The sequence below is a fragment of the Shinella sp. WSD5-1 genome (genome assembly GCF_963942435.1).
Taxonomy (GTDB): domain Bacteria; phylum Pseudomonadota; class Alphaproteobacteria; order Rhizobiales; family Rhizobiaceae; genus Shinella; species Shinella yambaruensis.
Window position 1 is genome coordinate 50748 of the sequence record NZ_OZ012596.1, and the last position, 21345, is coordinate 72092.

Annotated in this window: 21 protein-coding genes; 6 read left to right on the forward strand and 15 right to left on the reverse strand. The window is 64.6% G+C overall.

The genetic code is table 11. From position 1 onward, the window contains the following. The first annotated feature begins 48 nt into the window (after window positions 1–48). Complete coding sequence (locus AABQ55_RS00210) at window positions 49–612, forward strand: methyl-accepting chemotaxis protein (protein WP_272806799.1); 564 nt, start codon at window positions 49–51, stop codon at window positions 610–612. A gap of 606 nt (window positions 613–1218) precedes the next feature. On the opposite strand, the gene AABQ55_RS00215 is transcribed toward AABQ55_RS00210, so the two are convergent. The 11 genes from AABQ55_RS00215 to AABQ55_RS00265 all read right to left on the reverse strand — a co-directional run bounded on the left by AABQ55_RS00215 (window position 1219) and on the right by AABQ55_RS00265 (window position 11184). Continuing rightward, window positions 1219–1731 carry a TadE/TadG family type IV pilus assembly protein gene (locus AABQ55_RS00215; protein ID WP_272806800.1) on the reverse strand — a complete coding sequence of 171 codons (513 nt, stop codon included), beginning with the start codon at window positions 1729–1731 and terminating at the stop codon, window positions 1219–1221. Window positions 1732–1737: 6 nt separating this feature from the next. Then, complete coding sequence (locus AABQ55_RS00220; RefSeq protein WP_272806801.1) at window positions 1738–2250, reverse strand: TadE/TadG family type IV pilus assembly protein; 513 nt, start codon at window positions 2248–2250, stop codon at window positions 1738–1740. A 26-nt stretch (window positions 2251–2276) separates the two neighbouring features. Beyond that, window positions 2277–3572 (reverse strand): TadE/TadG family type IV pilus assembly protein, encoded by a 1296-nt coding sequence (locus AABQ55_RS00225; protein WP_272806802.1) that lies wholly within the window; start codon window positions 3570–3572, stop codon window positions 2277–2279. A 632-nt stretch (window positions 3573–4204) separates the two neighbouring features. Beyond that, window positions 4205–5257, reverse strand: coding sequence for a zinc-dependent alcohol dehydrogenase family protein (locus AABQ55_RS00230; RefSeq protein ID WP_272806803.1), 1053 nt, complete (start codon window positions 5255–5257; stop codon window positions 4205–4207). 14 nt (window positions 5258–5271) lie between these two features. After that, a complete protein-coding gene (locus AABQ55_RS00235; RefSeq protein ID WP_272806804.1) occupies window positions 5272–6027 on the reverse strand; it encodes an SDR family NAD(P)-dependent oxidoreductase in 756 nt (251 codons plus the stop codon). Further along, window positions 6024–6830 (reverse strand): SDR family NAD(P)-dependent oxidoreductase, encoded by an 807-nt coding sequence (locus AABQ55_RS00240; protein ID WP_244769717.1) that lies wholly within the window; start codon window positions 6828–6830, stop codon window positions 6024–6026. The genes AABQ55_RS00235 and AABQ55_RS00240 overlap by 4 nt, the downstream gene beginning before the upstream one ends. Further along, window positions 6827–7645 carry a sugar phosphate isomerase/epimerase family protein gene (locus AABQ55_RS00245; RefSeq protein ID WP_272806805.1) on the reverse strand — a complete coding sequence of 273 codons (819 nt, stop codon included), beginning with the start codon at window positions 7643–7645 and terminating at the stop codon, window positions 6827–6829. The genes AABQ55_RS00240 and AABQ55_RS00245 overlap by 4 nt, the downstream gene beginning before the upstream one ends. Before the next feature lie 2 nt (window positions 7646–7647). Beyond that, complete coding sequence (locus tag AABQ55_RS00250; RefSeq protein WP_272806806.1) at window positions 7648–8694, reverse strand: Gfo/Idh/MocA family protein; 1047 nt, start codon at window positions 8692–8694, stop codon at window positions 7648–7650. A 14-nt stretch (window positions 8695–8708) separates the two neighbouring features. Continuing rightward, a complete protein-coding gene (locus AABQ55_RS00255; protein ID WP_272806807.1) occupies window positions 8709–9680 on the reverse strand; it encodes a C-terminal binding protein in 972 nt (323 codons plus the stop codon). Between the two features lie 2 nt (window positions 9681–9682). Next, window positions 9683–10459, reverse strand: coding sequence for an acetoacetate decarboxylase family protein (locus AABQ55_RS00260; RefSeq protein WP_272806808.1), 777 nt, complete (start codon window positions 10457–10459; stop codon window positions 9683–9685). Next, a complete protein-coding gene (locus AABQ55_RS00265; RefSeq protein WP_272806809.1) occupies window positions 10456–11184 on the reverse strand; it encodes a FadR/GntR family transcriptional regulator in 729 nt (242 codons plus the stop codon). Before AABQ55_RS00265 ends, AABQ55_RS00260 begins: the two co-directional genes overlap by 4 nt. A 168-nt stretch (window positions 11185–11352) precedes the next feature. On the opposite strand from AABQ55_RS00265, the gene AABQ55_RS00270 reads away from it, so the two are divergent. The 5 genes from AABQ55_RS00270 (at window position 11353) to rhaM (ending at window position 16754) form a co-directional block, all read left to right on the forward strand. Beyond that, window positions 11353–12471, forward strand: coding sequence for a mandelate racemase/muconate lactonizing enzyme family protein (locus AABQ55_RS00270; protein ID WP_272806810.1), 1119 nt, complete (start codon window positions 11353–11355; stop codon window positions 12469–12471). 70 nt (window positions 12472–12541) lie between these two features. Then, window positions 12542–13726: a sugar ABC transporter substrate-binding protein gene (locus AABQ55_RS00275; RefSeq protein ID WP_272806811.1), complete on the forward strand. Its 1185-nt coding sequence runs from the start codon at window positions 12542–12544 to the stop codon at window positions 13724–13726. Between the two features lie 54 nt (window positions 13727–13780). Then, the gene (locus AABQ55_RS00280) at window positions 13781–15301 is read left to right on the forward strand and encodes a sugar ABC transporter ATP-binding protein (protein WP_272806812.1); all 1521 of its coding nucleotides are present in this window, start codon (window positions 13781–13783) and stop codon (window positions 15299–15301) included. A gap of 119 nt (window positions 15302–15420) precedes the next feature. After that, window positions 15421–16425 (forward strand): ABC transporter permease, encoded by a 1005-nt coding sequence (locus tag AABQ55_RS00285; protein WP_272806813.1) that lies wholly within the window; start codon window positions 15421–15423, stop codon window positions 16423–16425. An 11-nt stretch (window positions 16426–16436) separates the two neighbouring features. Continuing rightward, window positions 16437–16754, forward strand: a complete 318-nt coding sequence (gene rhaM, locus AABQ55_RS00290; RefSeq protein WP_272806814.1) for an L-rhamnose mutarotase — start codon at window positions 16437–16439, stop codon at window positions 16752–16754. A gap of 525 nt (window positions 16755–17279) precedes the next feature. Here rhaM and AABQ55_RS00295 read toward each other — a convergent pair. Genes AABQ55_RS00295 through AABQ55_RS00310 form a run of 4 tightly spaced genes read right to left on the reverse strand, consistent with a single transcriptional unit; the run spans window position 17280 to window position 21247 of the window. Beyond that, entirely contained in the window at window positions 17280–17579 is a 300-nt protein-coding gene (locus AABQ55_RS00295; protein WP_272806815.1) for a putative quinol monooxygenase, read from the reverse strand. A gap of 2 nt (window positions 17580–17581) precedes the next feature. Further along, window positions 17582–18517 carry an ABC transporter permease gene (locus AABQ55_RS00300; protein ID WP_272806816.1) on the reverse strand — a complete coding sequence of 312 codons (936 nt, stop codon included), beginning with the start codon at window positions 18515–18517 and terminating at the stop codon, window positions 17582–17584. Continuing rightward, complete coding sequence (locus AABQ55_RS00305) at window positions 18510–20084, reverse strand: sugar ABC transporter ATP-binding protein (RefSeq protein WP_272806817.1); 1575 nt, start codon at window positions 20082–20084, stop codon at window positions 18510–18512. The genes AABQ55_RS00300 and AABQ55_RS00305 overlap by 8 nt, the downstream gene beginning before the upstream one ends. Continuing rightward, entirely contained in the window at window positions 20081–21247 is a 1167-nt protein-coding gene (locus AABQ55_RS00310; protein WP_272806818.1) for a Gfo/Idh/MocA family protein, read from the reverse strand. The genes AABQ55_RS00305 and AABQ55_RS00310 overlap by 4 nt, the downstream gene beginning before the upstream one ends. Window positions 21248–21345: the final 98 nt, after the last annotated feature.

Below are 21345 nucleotides of genomic sequence, written 5' to 3' on the forward strand. Positions count from 1 at the left end.
CTCTCTCAGCCCGACACCATTCCAACTTTGTCACCCCGGGAGCAGACCTTGGTTAAGCGATCCAGCCTGATGACGCGCATTCTGACCGACATCTCCTATGCGGCCGTCACGGCATTTGCATGTTTCTCGTTCTACATCGACGGGCTCCAGAGCCGCGCGATCGACGACGCCGTTCGCTCGAGCATCCGGCAGACCGGGCGACAGGCAGCTGACGGCGTCGCCGGCTGGCTCGAAAGCCGGATGCTGCTCACGCAGGCGGCCCAGGAGATCAAGAGCCTGATCAACAGCTCGACATCCGAAGTCGACAATGGCGTGCGGCCGGTCGAGCAGACCGGCGACGCGCTGCGGGCGATCGGAACCGAGATCGGCCAGATCAACGCGCACATGGAAGCAATCGCCGTCTCTGCCCGCGAGCAGACCGTCGGCCTTGCCGAGGTCAACACGGCGGTCAGCCAGATGGAGCAGGTCACCCGGCAGAACACCGAGATGGTGAAGGACACGAACGCGGCAACCTCGACGCTTGCGCAGGAAGCGTCGCGCCTGCGACAGCTTCTGAGCCACTTCCGCCTCGCGAACAGCACCACATTGCGCGCGGTCGCCGCCGGCACGTAGACAATAGGGGCCAAGGCCGGAGGGGAATCCCTCCTCCAGTCTTCGGGGGCATTCGATGCCCTTGATTCCTTTTCGATAACGCCGCCGGCCGGTTGGCTTGCCGGCAACTGCTTCGGCCCTTGCCCTTCAGTCCGCGCTCCTCACCGGAGCCATTGCCCCGGCGAACCGACACACGCGGAAACGCTGCCAACATTCACGCCTATCAAGCGGCCTGCCAAACGATCATCGAGGCCTTTCGGCCGCCCCGGAACCGGGCGACGCTCGTCCTTTACGCTGCCTCCCGAGGAAAAGGAGGTACCGGCATGAGCCCGGTTAAATCTCTTGCGCCTTGCTTGCCCCCTCGCCATGCCGGCGGATTGGTGTTGCAAACGCGCTGACGGCGGAGGCCTACTGGCCCCCGTGAGCTTTTTTGTCGGCGGCCAAGCAAAGAGAACGCCGCCGACGTCCTGCTCAACCAGTCAACGACGATTCCCCGGCTCGATTCGGGCGGACGCGCCGGATTGAAGGGACAGAAACGAGCGGCCGCATGACGACGGAACGCGGCGACGAGCACTATCGAACGTGTCCGGACAAATGCAGCCCCAAGGCAAAGGGACTGCGCCCGGATCACCCGGAAAATACCGTTGCGTTGATGAACCGCGGACGGATGAATTTCCGATTGTGGAAATGCACGGTTTCGATGCCGAAGATCGATGACAGCATGGTGTAGATGGTGCCCGTCTCGATGAGGATCACGCTGTCCTGATCGGAAAGCGCGGGAATTTCGTCGAGATAGAGGCCCGCCGGCGCAAGCAGGTCTGCCCGCCCCATCTGAACCGACCAATCCGCCGTATATCGCCCTTCCCTGTTGGCAATGCTGGTCAGCCTCAGGGCGTTCGGCACATTCGCCGTCTCCGACAATTCGCCAAAGACGGCATAGAGCCGCTTCGCGTAGCCCCCATCCAGAGCGGTTTCGCGCGAGACCATGTCCGCCACGATCAGGCTCGCCTGCTCCAGTCGCGCATTGGACCGGTACATGTCGAACACGGCCAGGCATCCGAGCAGCAGGAGCAGAATGACGGGAGCGACGATGGCAAACTCGACGGCCGCGGCGCCGGTCTTGTCATGCAGGATACGCATTGCATCTCATCCGGGTTCGTTGACGAAGGCAAACAGCGAGGTCAGCCGGACCTCGCCGGTCTCGCTGTGTGGCATGGCAAATCCGAATTTCAGGCCGGGCGACCACGGCGCCAGCATGTAGCAGGCGCGGACATAGACCATCTGCGCACGCCGCCCGGGATTGAACGCGGTCGCCGGCGCGATCGGCACCTTTCGATCGACGCAAGGAGCATCCGCGGCAGGAAAGTCGCTCTCCCGGTCTATCGGCGTGAATTCGAGCCGAAGGGCCGTCTCGCAATCCGCAAGGATGATCGCCTCGCGACAGACACGCGCGCGCACCTCTTCGTATGTCGGATCTGCAAGGCTGCCGATCTGCAGCGACCGGGACGCGACCGCCAGCCCCCGGTCCAGCATGATCGACTGCGTGATGATCCAGCCGGCCTCCAGGGTGGCGAAGATCAGCAGCAATGTGACGGGCGCGAGAATGGCGAACTCGATTGCGGCGGCGCCATCACGGCTTTGCAGCAGGCTTTTGGTCATCCGACCATGTTTGATGTTCGTCCGGCTCATTGGGTGAGCCTCAGCTTGCGTATGCTGCCCGATATGGACTTGAACGCCTCGGCGATCTGCAGGCCTTTAACCGAGAAGTAGTGCGCGCGGCTTGTCGCGCAACGCGCCATCTGCTCGTGGGCGATGCCCTCGACCTCGAAGCCGATCGTGAAGACGACGACGCCCTTCTCCTTTGCAAGGTCGCAGACGCGGTAAAGCTGCTCGACGGCGGTGGCTTTGTTGGTGATGTACTTGTTGTCCGGCGGAAGGTCGGGAGAGCGATAGGGATCCTTGGGACGGTATTGCCCCATGACCTCGCCGTCGGTCATCAGCACGATGACCTTCAGGGTCGATTCGTCTTCGAACTTTGCCGGCCGGTTTGCGAATGCCTTCGGCATGAGGCCGCCGGCAATGGCCGCATTGGTGATCGCGATCCCTGTCGGATCGAGCAGCATGAGTCCCCATTGCATTCCGAACTGCGTTCCCGTTCCCCCGTGCCGCTCGAGCTTGTCGATGCGCGCCTTCAGATACGACGCGTCATTGGAATGGTAGGTGATCGTGGTCTCGCCGACGGGACACCACCATGGCTGCAGGTCCGTCCGCCCGAAGTACTCGTCCGTGAAGTGCGCGATCTGCTGCCGGTTCTTGAAGCTGGGCGTCAGGTTCCCGAAGCGCTCGGCGGAAAACTCGAAGCATGAGGAATAGTCGTGGAAGCGCCCGCCGGGGTTGAGCTTGTCGAAGACGGCAGCGCCGGCGCTCACCTGGCCCGCGAAGGGAACGATGCTGAGCGAGGTGTAGGCCCTGGTCTCCTTAGTCAGCAGCGCTTCCACGAACTGTCTGGCGGCCACCTTCAGGTTCCCCAGGCGGTTGTTCTCGCCCATCGAGCCCGAGACATCCAGGATCAGGGAAAGTTCGAGATTTTGCCGCGCCTCGGTGGCCGATGCCACGACCTCGATGCGCATCGTGTCTATGCCCGCGAGCGGAAGGAAGGCGGTCTTCATCACGTAGCTCGCAGACGCTGCGATCTCGCGCGCTGTCGACTTGACGATCGAGGAGCCGATCGTGATGGTCACGTCATCGGCGTAGGGCAGGGTCTTGAAGTAGTCGCGGAGCGTCTTTTCCGTTTCCTGTCTCTGCGAGAGCGAGGCGGCTGCGAGCACCCCGCGGTCAAGGCTGCCCTGCAACTCGCGCCGAATAAGCTCGCGGTGCGCGAGGTCGATACCGGCTCCTGCCATAAGAGCCATAACGGAAAGACAGATCGCGAACATGATCGCGACGTTGCCCGTGGCATCATTCAGAATACTGCGTTTCATTCCGTCGTCCTTGCACCCGCACCCGTGACAGCACGACGCCCATGGCACGATCGGTCGACCGTCCGGCCGGAAGTGGCCGTCGCCATGGATCGCTCACCGGATCGCCAACCGGGATCCGTTCCGCGCATGTCAGATGCAACGTTCTGATTGTGAGATCCGCGCCGCCGGCGCTAATCCGCCGCTGGCATCAGGACCGTCTATCCGCCAAGTTTTCCCTCAAACGGCCGTCGGGCCGATCGGAGCGAGACATCATGCTCGCAAAGGGGATGATCAGTGATCGCCCCCAGCATTGGCCTGGAATCTTATCAGGAAGTTAAAAATTGATATTTGCAAAAGATACGCAACGATACACGGAGTGTATCTTGAAATTTCGCCATAACAAGCATCATAGATCAATATATTACTTCATGTATTCTATAAATTCCTAAATATCATAGCTGGAATCAAAAAATACAGCATTAATTACAATTGCCAATCATGCGGGCAGATTTCATATCCATGGAAATATCATTCTCTTGAATAAAGGTATATTTTATCTTTGACTATGCAACGTGAACGACCGCACGCCTGGGCAGCCGTCCGATGCCCCGCCGTAACCGCGAGACCGGAGCCACACCTTCCTGATACGTATGCTAAGCGCCGTCGAAGGCGATGATCACCTTGCCCGACTTGCCGCCGGCCATCAGCCGGTAGGCCGCCGCTGCCTCGTCCAGTGCAAAGGCATCGGTGATGATGTCGTGCGGGTGCAGGCCCCAGGCGTCGAGGTCCTCGCAGCACTGATCCATGTTGTGTACGCTGGTCACCCAGGAGCCGTAGATCGTGCGCTGGCGGTGCAGGAGATCGTCGCTGACGTCGAACTGGACCGGCCCCGTCTCGCCGATATAGACGCAGCGTCCCCAGGTCCGTGTCGCCTGCAGCGCCAGCAGCCGGCCGCGCGGATTGCCCGAGCAGTCGATTGTGACGCCCGCCCCGCCCCGGGTCAGCAACTCGATCTCGCCGAGCGTTTCGGCACCGGCCACCAGTCCATGGTCGACGAGACCCAGCCCTCGTGCCGTCTCGACCCGATCGGCCTGCGTATCGACGCCGATGGCAAGGCGCGCGCCACGTCCCTTCGCCAGCATCAAGGCCGCCATGCCGACCGGCCCGAGGCCGACCACGACGATCGCATCGCCGCCCGACACATTGCCGCGCAGCACCGCCTCATAGGCCGTGCCGACACCGCAGGAGACGAAGCAGCCGTCCCGGTAGCTTAGCGAATCCGGCAGGTGCACGAGGTCGCGCTCGTCGGCGACAAGGTATTCGGCATGGCCGCCATCCCGCTGCCAGCCATAGGCGGCGCGCGCGGGATCGGTGCAGGAGATCTGAAACCCCTTGCGGCAGTTGCGGCAGAAACCGCAGCCGGAGATATGGTAGACCGCCACGCGGTCGCCGGGCTTGAAATGGCGGCAGCCGGCGCCGAGTTCCACGACCTCCCCCGCCGGCTCGTGCCCGGCGACGACGCCCTGGTAGGCGGTACGCGGATCGTCGCCCAGATGCTTGTGGTAGATATAGTGGATATCGCTGCCGCAGATGCCCGACGCCTTCATCTTCAGCAGCACCTGGCCGATACCGGGTGCCGGCCTCTCGATCTCGCGCAGCTCCACCGTCGAATTCCCCGGCAGGTAGGCGGCCAGCATCCTGGGCATCGTACTTCCCCCTCTTATCCGTTGACCTTCGCCATGAAGTCCGTGTCGCGCACATCCACCATGGCCCCGGCATAATCGTCGCCCGCCCCGGAGGCGAGCCAGGCGATCGCTTTTGCCGCGACCTTGGGATCGGAGAGCTTCTCCTGCGGAATGCTGGAGACCTCGTTGATACCGGCAGCACGGATGCTCGCCTGCATCGCCGTGTCGACCAGGCCGGGAGCGATGCCGAAGCAGCGGATGCCCTCGGCCTTGCCTTCGGCGTCGATGGCACGCGTCAGCATCAAGAGCGCCGCCTTGCCGGAACAATAGGCCGCCCAGCCATGCAGCGGCCGCACCGCGGCACCGGACAGGAGATTGACGATCCGCCCATGCCCGGCAAGGCGCGGCCAGGCGGCCGTCACGACGGCGGCGGCACCCGACACGTTCACCCGCATCGCCAGATCGAATTTTTCCGCGTCGAGCGCCGCGACCGGCGACATCGGCTCGATCGTCGCGGCATTGTTGACGACGACATCGAGACCGCCGAGCCGGTCGGCAATCTCCGCCACCCGGCTTTTGACATTGGCGAGATCGGCGACATCGAGCGCCGCATCCAGCGCCCGTCCGCCGGCCTCCTCGATCGCCTGCACGACCGCGACGCAATCGCCGGCGCGCCGGCCGCAGACCGCGACGTGCGCACCGGCCCCGGCCAGGGCGATCGCCGTCGCAGCGCCGAGACCGTGGCGCGCGCCGGTGACGATCGCCGTTCTGCCTGCAAGATCAATGGTCATGATGCAGCCTCGATGGCGTTGAGCACGGTCTGGCGATCCGGCGAAATGCCATAAGCCTGGAAGCCGCCGGTAATGGAAATCACCTCGCCGGTGACGAAGTCCGCATCAGGGCCGAGCAGCCACGAAACCGCGCCGGCCACGTCCTCCGGCTTGCACCAGCGCCCGAGCGGAATGGAGCCGATCACCTGCTTTTCGAAAGAATCCCAGTCCTTGCCGAGCTTTTCCGCCTTCTTGCGGAACGCCGCCTCCATGCCCGTGCCGACGCCGACATGGCCGGGGGCGACGGCGTTCACCCGCACGCCGGTCGCGGCCATCTCGACCGCCAAGCACTGCGTCAGCGCCGCCACCGCATTCTTCGAGGACATGTAGACCGAGGAGAACGGATTGCCGTAGCCGAGCCGGGTGACGATGTTGACGATCTGGCCTTCGCCCTGCGGCCCCATCACGCGCGCCGCCTCGCGGCACATCAGGAAGGTGCCGCGGGCATTGACCGTGTGGATGCGGTCCCAGTCCTCGACCTTCGTCTCGACCACCAGGCTCTGCATGTGCACGCCGGCATTGTTGATGACGGCGGCCAGCCCGCCATGGGCCTGCGCCACCTCGCCGACCGTGGCGACGACCGAGCCTTCCTCCGCGATATCGAGCACGCGCCAGTCCGCGCCGATGCCGGCTGCCGCTTGGCGTGCCGCATCCGCATCGCGGTCGGCGATGACGACGGCAAAACCGTCGGCCTTCAGCCGGGTGGCGACGGCAAGCCCGATGCCGCCGGCGCCGCCCGTGACGATGACTGCCTTGCCGCTCATGCTTTTCTCCAGGCAAAGAAGAGGTCGCGCATCTTGATCGTCTCGGACATCACGTCGTCGTGCACCGTGTCGAAATAGTCCTGATGGACATATTCGCTGGCGACGTAGCCGGCAAAGCCGCTTTGCCTGAACGTGGCGAACATGGCCGGGAAATTCAGCGTTCCCTGCTCCATCTTGGCCTGCAGCGCGCCCGGCCGGGCCTGGCGCAGATGGGCGTGGCCGAGCCAGGGGATCAGCACGTCGATCTCCTCCTGCCGGTAGCCGGAGACGGCAAAGTGCGCGTAATCGAGCGCCAGCTTGACGCCCGGCACGCGCGTGCACATCTCGGCGGTCAGGCTCGGGGTCTCCAGATAGGAATGCACATGCGGCTCGACGCAGACGTCGATGCCCGCCTCCTGCCCCGCCTCGATCAGGGGTTTCAGCGATTCCACCGTTTCGTTCAGCGCCTGCGCCCGCGTCTGCGCGCCGTTGATGATGCCCGGCAGGATGAAGACGGTCGGCGCCCCCGCCGCCTTGCAGAAGGCGAGCACCTTGCGGAAATCGGCAAGGTTCTCCGCACGGTGATCCGGCAGGGCGAGATTGCGCTCGGCCGGCGAGGAGCCGAACAGATGATAGAGGTTGGACACCGGCAAGGGCAGCCTTGCAGCGATCTCGCGGCCATAGGCCTCCGGCTCCGCCAGCAGGCGCGCCTTGTCGAGGGCCGAGCGGTAGAAATAGCCGATATCGAGGCCTTCCATGCCGATCGCGCGCGCAACGGCGCCCACCTCGTCCAGTGTCAGCAGCGGGAAGGACCAGCTCGTGATGCTCAGTTTCATCGTCATACCTCCTCCATCCGCCCGGATTTCGCGGAGCGGTACATTGCGTCGAGCACGGCCGTCGCGCGCGCGCCGATCACCCCATCGGCCGGATTGACGACATCCCGGCCCCGGCACAGGTCGACCAGCCGGGTGATCGGCTCGACCTGTTCATAAGCACCGGCATCGGCCTCCAGCGTCTCGACATGGGTCCTGCCATCATGGCGCACGGCCTCGACGCGCGCCCGTTCGATATCGAACAACAGCATGCCCTCAGTGCCGAACACGCGGATATCGAGCTGGAAACTCCGCGCCTTCGGCACGGTGGCCGAGCCCGACAGCACCATGGTCGCGCCGTTGGCGAGCTCCACCACCGCGGCGTCGTAGAAATCGACGCCGGCGGGCGACAGCCCCGTCTTCGCGAAGACCCGGGCCGGTGCGAGGTCGACCAGGCGGAACACCGCGCCCAGCCCGTGCGTCAGCTGGCCCCAGCCATAGCCGCCGGAGCGTTTGGGATCGGCCCAGGTCGAAGCCGGCGGGCGGAACAGGTGATCCTTCGTCTCGACCATCGGTTCGCCGCCGAAGAGATCGGCGAGCGCGGAAGCCATCTGCGCGACGACATGGCGAACCTCGCCGACCCAGCCCTCGCGGATCAGCCGGTGCGCAGCGTCGGTCATCGCCTTGTAGTTCCAGCCATAGGGCATGATGATCTCGCCGCCCCGGGCCTCTGCCAGCGCGACGAGGGCGCGCGCATCGGCGGCGGTCGTGGCCATCGGCTTTTCGATCAGCACCTTCAGCCCGCGCTCCAGCGCAAGCGTCGCATGTTCGGCATGCAGCACATGCGGCGAGGCGACGACGACGCCGTGCAGCGTTTCTTTCTCGAGCATGTCGCGCGCGTCGAGATAGGCGTGCGGCAGGCCGAAGGTTTTCGAAACCGTCTCGAGCCCGTCCGCATCGGGGCGATTGATGGCGACGATATCGACATGCGGATTGGCGATCAGCGCCGGGATATGGCTGAGGGTGGCCCACCAGCCGGCCCCGATGACGCCGATATTGACCGTGTCGGGCATTTTCTCCTCCTCGCTCACGTCTTTGAGCCGGGCACCGGCCGGCGCAGCGGCCGGCCGGCGAGATGGGCGCGGATATCGTCGGCGACGAGCCCCTGCAGCGCCTCGATTGCCGCCGCGGAATACCAGGCCGCATGCGGCGTCAGGATCAGGTTCGGCGCATCCCGCAGGGGCGATTCCGGCGGCAGCGGCTCGATCTCGAAGACATCGAGCGCCGCCCCGGCGATCCTGCCGGCCTTCAGCGCCTCGGCGAGCGCCGCCTCGTCGACCAGCACGCCGCGCGCCGTGTTGACGATGAAGGCATTGGGCTTCATGCGGGCCAGCCGCCCGGCATTGACGAACTTCGTCGTCTGCGGCGTGCCGGGCGCATGCAGGCTCAGGACGTCGGCGCGTTCCACGAGGGTTTCCGGATCGACCAGCTCGACGCCGAGGTCCTTCGCGGTTGCTGCATCCAGCACGGGATCGGCCGCCAGGAACCGGAAACCGGAGGGGCGCAGCCGGTCGGCGACGGCCCGCGCGATCTGGCCGAAGCCAAGGAAGCCGACCGTCGTCTCGCGATAGGCGGCAAGGGGCCTGGCCACGGCCACCGCCGCCCATTCGCCGGCGCGGATGCTGGCGTCCAGCCGCACGACCTTGCGCAATTGCGTGAGGATCAGCGCCACGGTGTGATCGGCCACCTCGTCGATGCAATAGTCCGGCACGTAGCCGGCCGGCACGCCGCGCGCATTGGCGGCGGGTATATCGAGATTGTCGAAGCCGATGCCGTAGCGAATGACCGCCGCCCCCTTGGCCAATCCCTCGATCGCCCGCGCGGTCAGCGGCGCGAACTGCACCACGGCGACATCCGCCCCGCGCACCGCCTCGGCCACCTCGTCCGCCGTACGGCATTGACAGGCGAAAAACTCCGCGCCGGAGGCGATCGCCGCCGCCTCTTCCTGCGCGAGCGCCGGGAACGTGTAATCGGTGACGACGACTTTGCGCTTGTTCATGGTCATGCCTTGGTGAGGTAATCGTGGATGACCTCGCCGCTCACCAGCGTGAAGTCGGCCTTCCAGAAGAACGCCTCGATCGGCTCGACCACCGGCAGGCGGTAGACCGGCGCCTGCGCGTTGGGCCGAAGCTCGACGGTCGCCGGTCCGACCCAGCATTCGCGCACGGCAACGTCCGTCAGCTTGCGCGAGGTGATCTGCCGGATCGCCGGCCGGCCGTCGATATGGTCGATCGCCTTGAGGTTGAGGTTGGTGCCGAAATCGAAATGCCGGCGCATCTCGGCCGGATCGACCTGGCGCTGCTTGTAGGGCGTCGTCACGGTGACGACATCGATGCCGTTGCGCTCGACCGTACCGACAATGAGATCGCCGCGGAACTCCAGCGAGGGATTGGCATATTTCTTCGGCTGGCCGTGGATTTCACGCCCGTGCGACACGCCGCCGTCCGAATGCAGGAAGAGATAGGGCGAATAGGCCCCGGCCCGGCCGGCGACCTCCGCACCGAACATCACGTTGCATTCATGGTAGGGGCCGATCCAGTCCGTATCGTTCATCTTGTAGAGATGGATCGCCACGACATCGCCGGCCGCGCGGACCGGCGGCGGGGCGAGGAAGGCGGCCGCAGCGGGATCCGTGCGGTAGAAGACGGTCAGGATCTCGCAATCGCGGAACCGGAAGGGGAACGGCGGAATGAAGGGCGCATCCCACGGCGTGGAGAACCCGCCTCTCGCGATATCGGCTTCGGTGGGCTTCGTCAGCCCCCAGCGACGTTCGGTCATACCCGGCCTCCGGCTTTCATCGATTCCCGCGTCGAGCGCAGGACATTGCGCATATGGGCGGCCATCGCGGCGCGCGCGGCCTCCGCGTTCTTTTCCCGGAGCGCCTGCACGATCGCCCGGTGATCCGCGATCGACCCGCTGATGACCCCGGCCGTCTCGGATGCGACCTTGCGGAACTCGAGGCCGAGGATGTTCAGGCTCTCGGCGGTGCGGGCGAGGAATTCGTTGTCGGCAAGCTCCGCAAGCCGCCGGTGGAACGCCGTATCGACCTCGCGGTACTGCACGGGCGTCTCCGTCGCAGCCTCCTGCGCCGCGATCAACCTTTCGAGAAAGGCGACATCTTCGGCGCTCGCATTGACCGCTGCACGGGCCGCGATGTCGCCCTCGATCAGTTCGCGCGCCTCGTAGAGCTTGTCCACCTCGGTGTTCTGCAGGGTCAGGAAGAAGGTCAGCGGCTTCAGGAGATCGGCCGCGCTCAACTGCGAAACGACGATGCCGCCGCCGTGCCGGATTTCCAGTACCCCGAGGACGGCGAGCGCCCGCACCGCCTCGCGCACCGTCGGGCGGCTGACCTGAAAGGATTCCGCCAGGCTGCGCTCGGACGGCAGGTGATCGCCCGCCTTGAGATTGCCCGCCGTCACCAGGCCGAGAATCCGCGACACGAGGATTTCCGTGAGCCCGGCCTTCTTGACCGGTTCGACGCCCGAAAGGCTCCGTTCCTGCACGCTGCTTCCTCCCGATGCTTCCCGGAGACCATCTGCGCATCTTGTCCCCAATCTTGTCAAGTGGCCAAGTGGCCTTACCACTTATTGACGTAATGGCAGAGATAGTGTTAGTCAATCGCCAGCGTCGGCGGGTGAGGAGCAGAACCGCACGGCGCGTGAGGAACCATCATGCGCATCCGCCATGTACGACCCTATGTGATCGCCTATTCCGATCCGAACGACTTCGCCAACCGGCGCATGACGACGCTGGTTCGCGTCGAGACGGTGGATGGCGTCGTCGGCTGGGGCGAAGGCATCGCCATGTGGCCGGAGGCCTGCAAGGCGACGGCGACGATCATCGCAGCGCTCGGCGATCTGCTCGTCGAGGCCGGCGAGATCGACGTGCGCGGGGCCTGGGAACGCATGCGGGCGCATTGCTGGTGGTATGGCGAGGGTGGTATCGCCTGCTTCGCCTACAGCGCGCTCGACATGGCACTCTGGGATATCGACGGCAAGCGCCAGGGCAAGTCGCTCCATGCGCTGCTTGCGGACAATGCCCGGACGTCCCTGCCCGCCTATGCCTCCAGCCATGTCAACAAGGCGACCATCGAGGACTGCGTGGCCGAGATCGCCGGCTTCCAGCAGCAGGGATTCAAGGGCGTCAAGCTCGGCTTCGCCAAGAAGGGCCTGTCGAACATCGGCCGCGATCCGGATAACGACGTCGCCTTCATCAGCGCCCTGCGCAGGGCCGTCGGCAAGGATTTCGAGATCATCGTGGACGCCGGCAACGGCGTGAAATGGGACGTGGCGACCGCCGTCGCCACCGTCAGGCGCATGGCCGAGTGTGACATCGGCTGGATCGAGGAACCCTTCTATCCCACCTTCATCGAGGACTATCGCGCGCTGAAGGCCGCGGTCGACGTGCCGATCGGCACGGGCGAGCGGGAATGGACGGTGAGCGGCTACAGACGGCTGATCGAGACGGGCACGGTCGATGTTCTCGGCGTCGACCCGGCGCGCGCCGAGGGCGTGACGGGCTTTCGCATGATCGACGCACTCTGCGCGGCAAACGGCATTACCATCAACGCCCATGCCTGGAGCACCGCCATTCTCACGGCCGCCAGCCTTCACTTGTCGCTGGCCTCGCGCACGGCGCGCCTGTTCGAGCTGAAACCCTTTCCGGTCGTCGTCCAGAACGAGCTCGTGGAGGAGCCCATCTGGCATGCCGGCGGCGAGATGTCCGCGCCCGCCGGCCCGGGGCTCGGCGTCACCATCAACGAAGCGGTGCTGAACCGGCTTGCCATATGATCCAGACAAGTAAACTTGCTTGACAAGTTTACCAATGCAATTGACCATCGGCATTTTCAGGGAGGAGAACATGATGAAATGGAATTTGGCGGCTCTGGCCTCGGCCACCGCGCTCGCACTGACGATTGCAGGCACCGCCGCGGCGGAGGACTTCCACGGATTTGACCCTGTGAGCTTCGATGGCGCGATGCTCTCCGCAGAGCAGCTGCAGGCTATGGTGAAGGACGCGACCGCCGTCACCCCGCCGCGCAACGGCTCCAAATATGTCATCGGCTTTGCCAACCTGCAGCGCGACATGACCTTCGGTGTCGTGGTCGAAAAAGGCATCCAGGCCAATGCCGATGCGGCCGGCGTCGAACTGACCATCGCCGACAACCGGCTCGACGGCCCGACCGCGCTCGCCAATGCGCAGTCCTTCGTCCAGCGCAATGTGGACTATGTCATCGAGTTCCAGACGGACGTGAATTTCGGCCCGACGGTGATGAACGTCTTCAACCAGGACAATGTGAAGGTCGCGGCCATCGACATTCCGATGGAAGGCGCGACCTTCTTCGGCGCCAACAACCCGAAGTCCGGCTTCATGGGTGGCTCCTATCTCGGACAGGCGGCCATCGCGAAATTCGGCGCCGACAAGGTCAAGCAGGGCTATTACGTCATCGGCGAGCTGCCGCAGTCGGGCGCGATCCCGGCGATGCGCACCGAAGGCCAGCAGGCCGGCTTCCTGTCGGCAGTGCCGGATTTCCCCAAGGAACAGATGCTGCGCATCGACACCAAGAACACGCTGCAGGAATCCTTCACCCAGATGACCAACCTGCTCGGCCGCATTCCGGATGGCGTGCCGATCATGATCAACGCCATCAATGACCAGTCCGCGATCGGCATGCTGCGCGCCGTCAAGCAGGCCGGCCGCGAGGCCGACGTCATCGCCGTCGGCAACGGCGCGGACGAGACCCAGGCGCTGGCCGAGGAGCCGGAACTGGTCGCTGCCACCGGCTACTTCCCCGAGCGCTACGGCAACTATCTCATCCCGATCGCGCTGGCGGCCCTCGCCGGCAAGGAACTGCCGCCGGCCGTGCTGGTCAATCATGTCATGATCACCAAGGCCAATGTCTGCGAGTACTACAAGGACTACAAGTGCGGCGAGAAGCCGGGCTTCGACTATGCCTTCCCGCAGGCGGAATTCGAAGCCCATCTCGCTTCGCTGAAGGGGCAGGAATCGCTCAAGGGTTACGAGACGCTGATCCCGAGCAAGTGACGATGCAGCCGGGCGCGCGGTTTTCGCGCGCCCTTTCGCGCATGGGAGGAATGGATGGCAGGCCTTGTTGAGATGACCGGCATTGGCAAGTCGTTCGGCCGTGTCGCCGTGCTGTCCGATGTCTCCCTTCGGGTCGACGAGGGCAAGGTCGTTGCCCTGCTCGGGGCCAACGGCGCCGGCAAGTCGACGCTGATGAAGATTCTGTCGGGCAATTACACGCGCGATGCCGGCGAGATCCGCATCGACGGCCGGCCGGCCGATTTTCGCGCACCGGCAGACGCCATCGCCGGCGGCATCCGCCTGCTGCCGCAGGAGTTGTCGATCTTTCCGGACCTGACGGTGGCGGAGAACATCATGCTCGGTGCGTTGCCGACAAAGGGCTCCGGCCCGCTGCGCACGGTGGACAAGGCTGCCGTGGAAGCCCGCGCCGCCGAGCTTCTGGTGCGCATGGGCCTCGACTGGCTTTCGCCGAAGACCCGCATGGGCACGGTCTCGCACCATGTCCAGCGCATCGTCGAGATCGCCCGCGCCATGGCCGGCAACGCCCGGATGCTGATCATGGACGAGCCCACCGCCTCGCTCGCCGACGCCGAGGTGAAGATGCTCTTCCAATGTGTCCGCCGCCTCCAGGCAGAGGGGATCTCGGTCGTCTACATCTCCCATTACCTCAAGGAGGTCTTCGAGATCTCCGATGAGATCGTCGTCCTGCGCGACGGGCGCAATGCCGGCCGGTTCGAGACGAAGAAGACCGATGTCGATGCTGTGCTGGAAGCGATCGTCGGCAACCGGGTTGGAAACCTCTATCCGGATTTTGCCCGTTCGACCGGCGTCGCATCCGACGTCGTCACCGTCGAAGGCCTGACGGTGGACGGTTGGCTGCACGGTGTCGACTTCACCATCCGCAAGGGACAGATCACCGGCATGCACGGGCTGATCGGCTCCGGCGTCGAGATGGCCGGCCGTGCCCTGTTCGGCGCCGTACCCAAGGCAAGAGCCGCCCGCACGACCGTCGACGGCCGGCCCTATGCGATCCGCAATGCCGAGGCGGGCGTTGCCGCCGGCCTCGGGCTGGTCGCCGCCGAGCGCAAGCAGGAAGGCATCATCTCCATGCTGAGCCTGCGCGAGAACATGTCGGTCTGCAACCTGCCGCTTTTCACTAAGGGGCTCGTCGTCCAGCGCAAGACGGAAACGGCCACCGCCGACGACTGGATCCGGCGTTTCGCCATCCGCGCGCGCGGCGCCGAACAGGCGATCGGCAGTCTCTCCGGCGGCAACCAGCAGAAGGTGTGCCTCGCGCGCTGGCTGATCGGCGACCTCAAGGCGCTGATCCTGGAAGAGCCGACCCGCGGCGTCGATGTCGGCGCGCGGGCGGAAATCTACCGGCAGATCCGCCAGATGGCCGATAACGGCCTCGGCATCCTGCTGATCTCCTCGGATGCGGAGGAGGTCGCGGGCCTCGCCGACCGGTCGGTCGTGCTGGACGGCGGCCGCGTCGCCGCGACCTATGAGGCGCCGGTCTCGGCCGCGATGCTGATGAACGCCGCCTCCAAACCGGCCGCCGCTGAAGCCATCTAGGGCAATTCCATCATGAGGCCGCGAGAGTTTGCGGTCGGGATTGTGTGAAAACAAAGAGATAGAGCATTTTCGGGCGATCCGCCTCGCCGGAAATGCTCCAAGTCAGGAAAGAGGATTCCATGTCCGAGGAAACGGCCAAGACCGTGGGTAGCCAGAGCGAAGCACCGAAGCCCGAGGCCGGGCGCAGCCTGCTCGGCAAGTCCTGGGCGGGCACGGCGATGCTGCTCGTCATCTACCTCCTGCTGCTGGTGGTCTTCACCATCCTCTCGCCCTTCTTCCTGACCTTCAAGAACCTCCTGTCCATCGGTTCGAACATGGCCTTCGTCGGCCTGATGGCGGCGGCCGGCACGCCGCTGATCATCGCCGGGGGACTGGACCTTTCCGTCGCCGCGGTGGCCGGGATTTCAGGCGTCATCGTCTCGCTGTGTTATGCCGCCGGCATCGACATCTGGCTTGCCTGCGCCATCGCCATCCTCGCCGGCGGCGCGATCGGCGGGGGCAACGGCATGCTGACCAACGGTCTCAGGCTCAATCCCTTCATCGTGACGCTCGGCTCGATGAGCATCATCACCGGCCTGTCGCTGGTGCTGACCGGCGGCCTCACCCAGCCGCTGGCCATCCCCGGCTTCAACTGGATCGGCTCCGGCCGCATCCTCAGCGTGCCGGTGCCGCTGATCCTGATGCTGGTCTTCTTCGCGGCCATCTGGTGGGTCATGGCCTTCACGCCCTTCGGGCGCTACATCTACGCCTCCGGCGGCAATCCCGACGCCAGCCGCATGCTGGGCATCCCGGTCGATCGAACGCAGATCAAGCTTTACATCCTTTCCGGCGTCTCCGGCGCGCTCGCCGGCATCGTCGTCGCCGCAATGCTCGGCGCCGCCGCCCCGGATGCCGTCGGCAAGCACCTGCTCACCGTCATCGCGGCCATCATCCTCGGCGGCACCAGCCTCTTCGGCGGCCGCGGCTCGGTCTGGGGCACGCTGCTCGCCGTGCTCATCCTCGGCACGCTGAACAACGGCCTCACCCTGCTCAACGTCTCGAGCTTCTGGCAGGACGTCACCAAGGGCGCCGTCCTGCTGCTCGCCGTCGGCCTCGACCAGCTCCGCATCCGCTCGCAGATTTGAAAGGAACCGTCATGCCCGAACGCATCGCCTTCCGAATGATCCTCAACCCCGGCCAGGCGGCCGAATACAAGAAGCGCCACGACGAGATCTGGCCGGAGCTGAGCCAGGCCCTACGCGACGCCGGCGTGTCCGACTACTCGATCTGGCTGGACGAGGAGACAAACCACCTCTTCGCAACGCTGGTGCGGGCGGACGACCATAGCATGGACGCGCTGCCGCAAACGGACGTGAACCGCCGCTGGTGGGATTTCATGGCCGATATCATGCAGTACAACGACCGCGGCGAGCCGCATGTCGTGCCACTCAAACCGGTCTTCCATATGGCGTAGAACCCGCCGAGACGCCGGCGGATACGGATTTGGAAGGAAGCCGGGCCGCGGGCAAACGACGAAGCACTTTCAACAGAACGGTCGCCGCGCCGCCCGTCTCATCCGCGCCGACACGGCCTCGCATGCACGGGACAATCAATCGCCGATGAGGGCCGGCAGGCCAAACGCGTCCCCATCAATTTTTCCGCGACGATGGCCGATGCCTCGCCTTCGCTAGACCGTGAGATGTTGCAAGAGACATTCAGCTCAAGCCCTGTAACCTGAGGCCTGCCCGCTCGCGCAAACCTGGAGTTGAGAACGCAACAAGGCCACGCCTGCCTTCCCGTTGCAATGTTTTGGGATGTTCGGGGTGGGAGGAAGCGCTGTCGGGTTAGCGGTTGACGGGAGAGGGCCGGAACGCAAAAAAGCCCCGTCGTGTTACGGCGGGGCTTTGTTTGGTTGCGGGGGCCTGAATGCACAGAGGCTTGTAGAGTCTTATTAGCGTTGAAGGAATACGAACCGATATCCTGTCAGGAATTGTATGAATCAAACTTCTTTGCTGATCATTATCAAGCGGCGCACCTCTATCGGCTTTGCGACCAGCCGCTCAGCCTGCTCGAGCAACGGCTTGAGATGCAGCATTGCCATGTGAGCACCCAAGTCCGCCTCACTTCTCCAATTCTCGTAGAACACGAAGATGCAGGGATCGGTTGCGTCCACGTGGAAGTCGTAGTTGAGGCAACCCACCTCGGCACGCGTCGGCGCCACCTGTGCGGCGAGCAGATGATACAACTCTTCGCGCATCTCGGGGCGGGCTACAATCGTGGCGACGACGGTGACGGTCATCCTCAGCTCCTCTTCTGGCTGAGCGCGACGGCGAGGATGATGATGCCGCCACGGGCGATCAGTTGCTGGCTGAATTCGAGGCCCATCAGGATGAGGCCGTTGTTGATGAGGCCAATCATCAATGCGCCGACGATTGTGCCGATGACGGTTCCTTTGCCGCCGAACAGGCTGGTACCGCCAAGCACCGCGGCGGCGATGACCGAGAGCTCGTCGCCCTCGCCGAGCTGGAAGCGGCCGGATTGCAGGCGCCCGGCATAAAGCATGCCGGCGAGTGCTGCTGCCGAGGACGAGATGACCAGCACCTTGAACTTTATGGCCTTGGTATCGATGCCGGAATAGCGCGCCGCCGTCTCGCCGCCGCCGGTCGCAAGCACCCGTCGGCCAAAGCCCGAACGACGCAATACTATGTGTCCGATGCCGCCGAGCACCGCCATCCAGACAAGCAGCACCGGCACCGGCCCTAGGTCACCGCCGCCGAACAGCCAGGAATAGCCGGGCGACAGGATCGGCACGGCCGCGGTCGCCGATATCCACATGGCGACACCCTTGGCGATGCCCATCATGGCGAGCGTGGTGAGAAAGGACGGGATACCGATGCGGGTGGTGAGCCAGCCATTGAACATGCCGACCGCAAGTCCCGTGGCGATGCCGGCACCGACGCCGACGAGCGGGCCGCCTGCGGCGATCGCCATCGCGACGGTGACGGTCGAAAGGCCTGCGACCGCGCCGACCGAAAGGTCGATCTCGCCGGCCGAAAGCACGAAGGTCATGGCAATCGCCATGACGGCGATCATCGCCGTCTGCCGCACGATGTTGAGCAGGTTGTTCGGGTTGAGAAACCCCTTGTCAGCAAGCGTCACCGCGAAGACGAGGAAAATGACGACGAAGCCGATATAGATGATGTTCTGGCGCCAGTTGGCGAAGAAGGCGTTAGCCATGGGAAACCTCCTGAACCGAAAGGGCCTTCTGGATTTCGATCTGCAAGCGCTGTTCGGCGGCCTGGAGACGGTGGGCAAGGTCGTCGGCGGGCACGGACGGATCCTCCAGCGCCTCGCGCGGCAGATCCTGGTGCACGCGCCCATCGGACATGACGAGAATGCGATCGCAGGCGGTCAGCAATTCGGAAAGCTCCGACGAGATCATGACGATGCCCTTGCCCGCGGCAGCGAGTTCACGCACCAGGCGGATGATCTCGGATTTCGAACCGATATCGATGCCCGCCGTCGGCTCGTCGAGGATGAGGATGTCCGCATCGGTGGCGAGCCACTTGCCGATGACCACCTTCTGCTGGTTGCCGCCCGAAAGCGTCGAGACGGCATGGTCGCGGCTCGCCGTCTTCACGCGCAGGCGCTCGATTTGCGTGTCGGTCAGGGCGTTTGCCGCCTTCGTGTCGACGAGACCGACCTTGGACAGCCGATCGATGACGGCGAGGATCATGTTGGAGGCCACCGAATGGGCGGGAATGATGCCCTGCGTTGCGCGTGCCTCAGGCACCAGCGCGACACCCGCGGCGATCGCATCACCCGGCTTGTGGATCGTGACGGGGCGGCCCTTGATACGGATCTCACCCTTGGCCGCCGGGTCGATGCCGGCGATCACCCGCGCCAGAGACGAGCGGCCCGAGCCGAGCAGACCGGCAAGCCCCACCACTTCGCCGCGATGCAGCGTCAGGGAAATGTCTTCCGGCTTGTGAACGCCGCTGACATGGTCGAGCTCCAGCAGCACCTCGCCCCTGATGGAATGGCCGCGCTCGACATCGGAGAGCCCTTTCGAGCGCCTGCCGACGATGTGCTCGATCATCGTATCGATCGATAGCTCGCCAAGAGGCGCGGTGATGACATGCCGGCCGTCGCGCAGAATCGTGGCGCGGTCGGCGATGCGGGCGATCTCGTCCATGCGGTGACTGACATAGATGATTGCCACGCCCTTGGCCTTCAGCTTGCGCAGGAAGACGAAGAGCCGCTCGACATCGGAAACGGCGAGCGCCGTGGATGGCTCGTCCAGAACCAGAATCTTGGCGTCCTGCGAGATCGCCTTGGCGATTTCGGTGAGCTGCTTCTGGCCGGCCCCCAGATCCCCGACCACGGCTTTCGGATCGACGAAGACTTCGAGCAGCGCGAAAATGTCCGCCGCGCGCCGCTCGGCTTCCCGGTCGTCAATGAGCCCCATGCCGTCACGGCATTCCCGCGTCAGGAAGATGTTCTGGGCGACCGTCAAAGTCGGAACCAGGCTCATTTCCTGGTAGTTCATCGCGATGCCGGCGGCACGCGACGCCTCCGGCGTATGTGTGGTCAGGGGCACGCCGCCGACTTCGATTGCGCCCTGATCGGGGCGATGCACCCCGTTCAAGACCTTTAGGATCGTCGACTTGCCGGCGCCGTTGCCGCCGAGCAACGCATGAACCTCGCCGGGCAAGACCTCGAAGGAAACGTCGTCCAACGCGCGCACCCCACCGAAGGCCTTGCTTATGCCGGTCATGCGGACGGCAGCGGCGCTCGCAGTCATCCCACCTTCTCCCACTGTCCCGTCTCACCCGAGCGGATAAGGGCGTCGGCGACGAGTTCCGTCAACAGGCCATCCTCGAAGTTCGGGCTCGGCAGCCGGTTCTTCGCGATGGCCGAGAAGAAATCGTAGCATTCGACGATCTTCGTCTCCGAATAACCGATGCCGAGGCCGGGGATCGGCCAGAGACCATTGCCATAGGGATGTGCCGGACCCGTATAGACGGTGCGGAAGCCGCGGGCATCGGCCGGGTCGTCGGCGAACATCACCTGCAGTTCGTCGCGGCGCTCGTAGTTGAAGTGGATCGAGCCTTTGGTACCGTGGACCTCCAGCGTGATGAAGTTGTTGCGGCCATAGGCGTTGCGGGTCGCTTCCAGGCTTCCGATCGCGCCGCCCTCGAATTTCAGCATGGAGACGACCTCGTCGTCGACATCCACCTCGCCGCGTTCCGCATCCTTGGCTTTTTCCGCCGCGCCAAGCTTGTCGACGCCGCCCTGCTGGAGGGGGCGTGTCTTGTTGTAGGTGGTGGTGAGCGCGCTCACCTCGGCGATCGGTCCGACAAGATAGTGGGCGAGATCGACCACATGGGTGGCTATGTCGCCGACCGAGCCGGAGCCGGCGATCTTCTTCTGGAAGCGCCAGGAGAGCGGTGAATCCGGATCGGCCGACCAGTCCTGCAAATAGGTGCCGCGGAAGTTCAGGATACGGCCGATGCGGCCTTCCTCGATATATTTCCTTGCGAGTGCGACGGCCGGCGTGCGGCGATAATTGAAGGCGACCATGTGGATGACGCCGGCAGCCTTCACCGCGTCATGCATCGCCCTCGCCTCTTCGACCGTGCGGGCGAGCGGCTTCTCGCAGATGATGTGCTTGCCGGCCTTCGCCGCCTCGATGGCGATTTCGGCATGCACATTGTTGGGCGTGCAGATGTCGACGACATCAATATCCGGACGGTTGACGACAGCGCGCCAGTCCGAGGATGCCTCTTCGAAACCATAGCGGCGGCGTGCTTCCTCCGCCATGCCGTCCGTCACGTCGACGACGACCTTGCGATGGGGGATGGCCGGTGCGGGCCAGAAGAACATCGGCATGGAGGCATAGGCCATGGCATGCGCCTTGCCCATGAAGCCGCCGCCGATCATGGCGACGTTCATCACTTTGGTCATCGGGTTTCTCCTGAACGATAGCGGCTAAGGCAAGCCGCGTTCCATCTGCCGGCCTGAGCCGGCTCACTCCATGCGGCACGGAGCATGATCATGCCCCG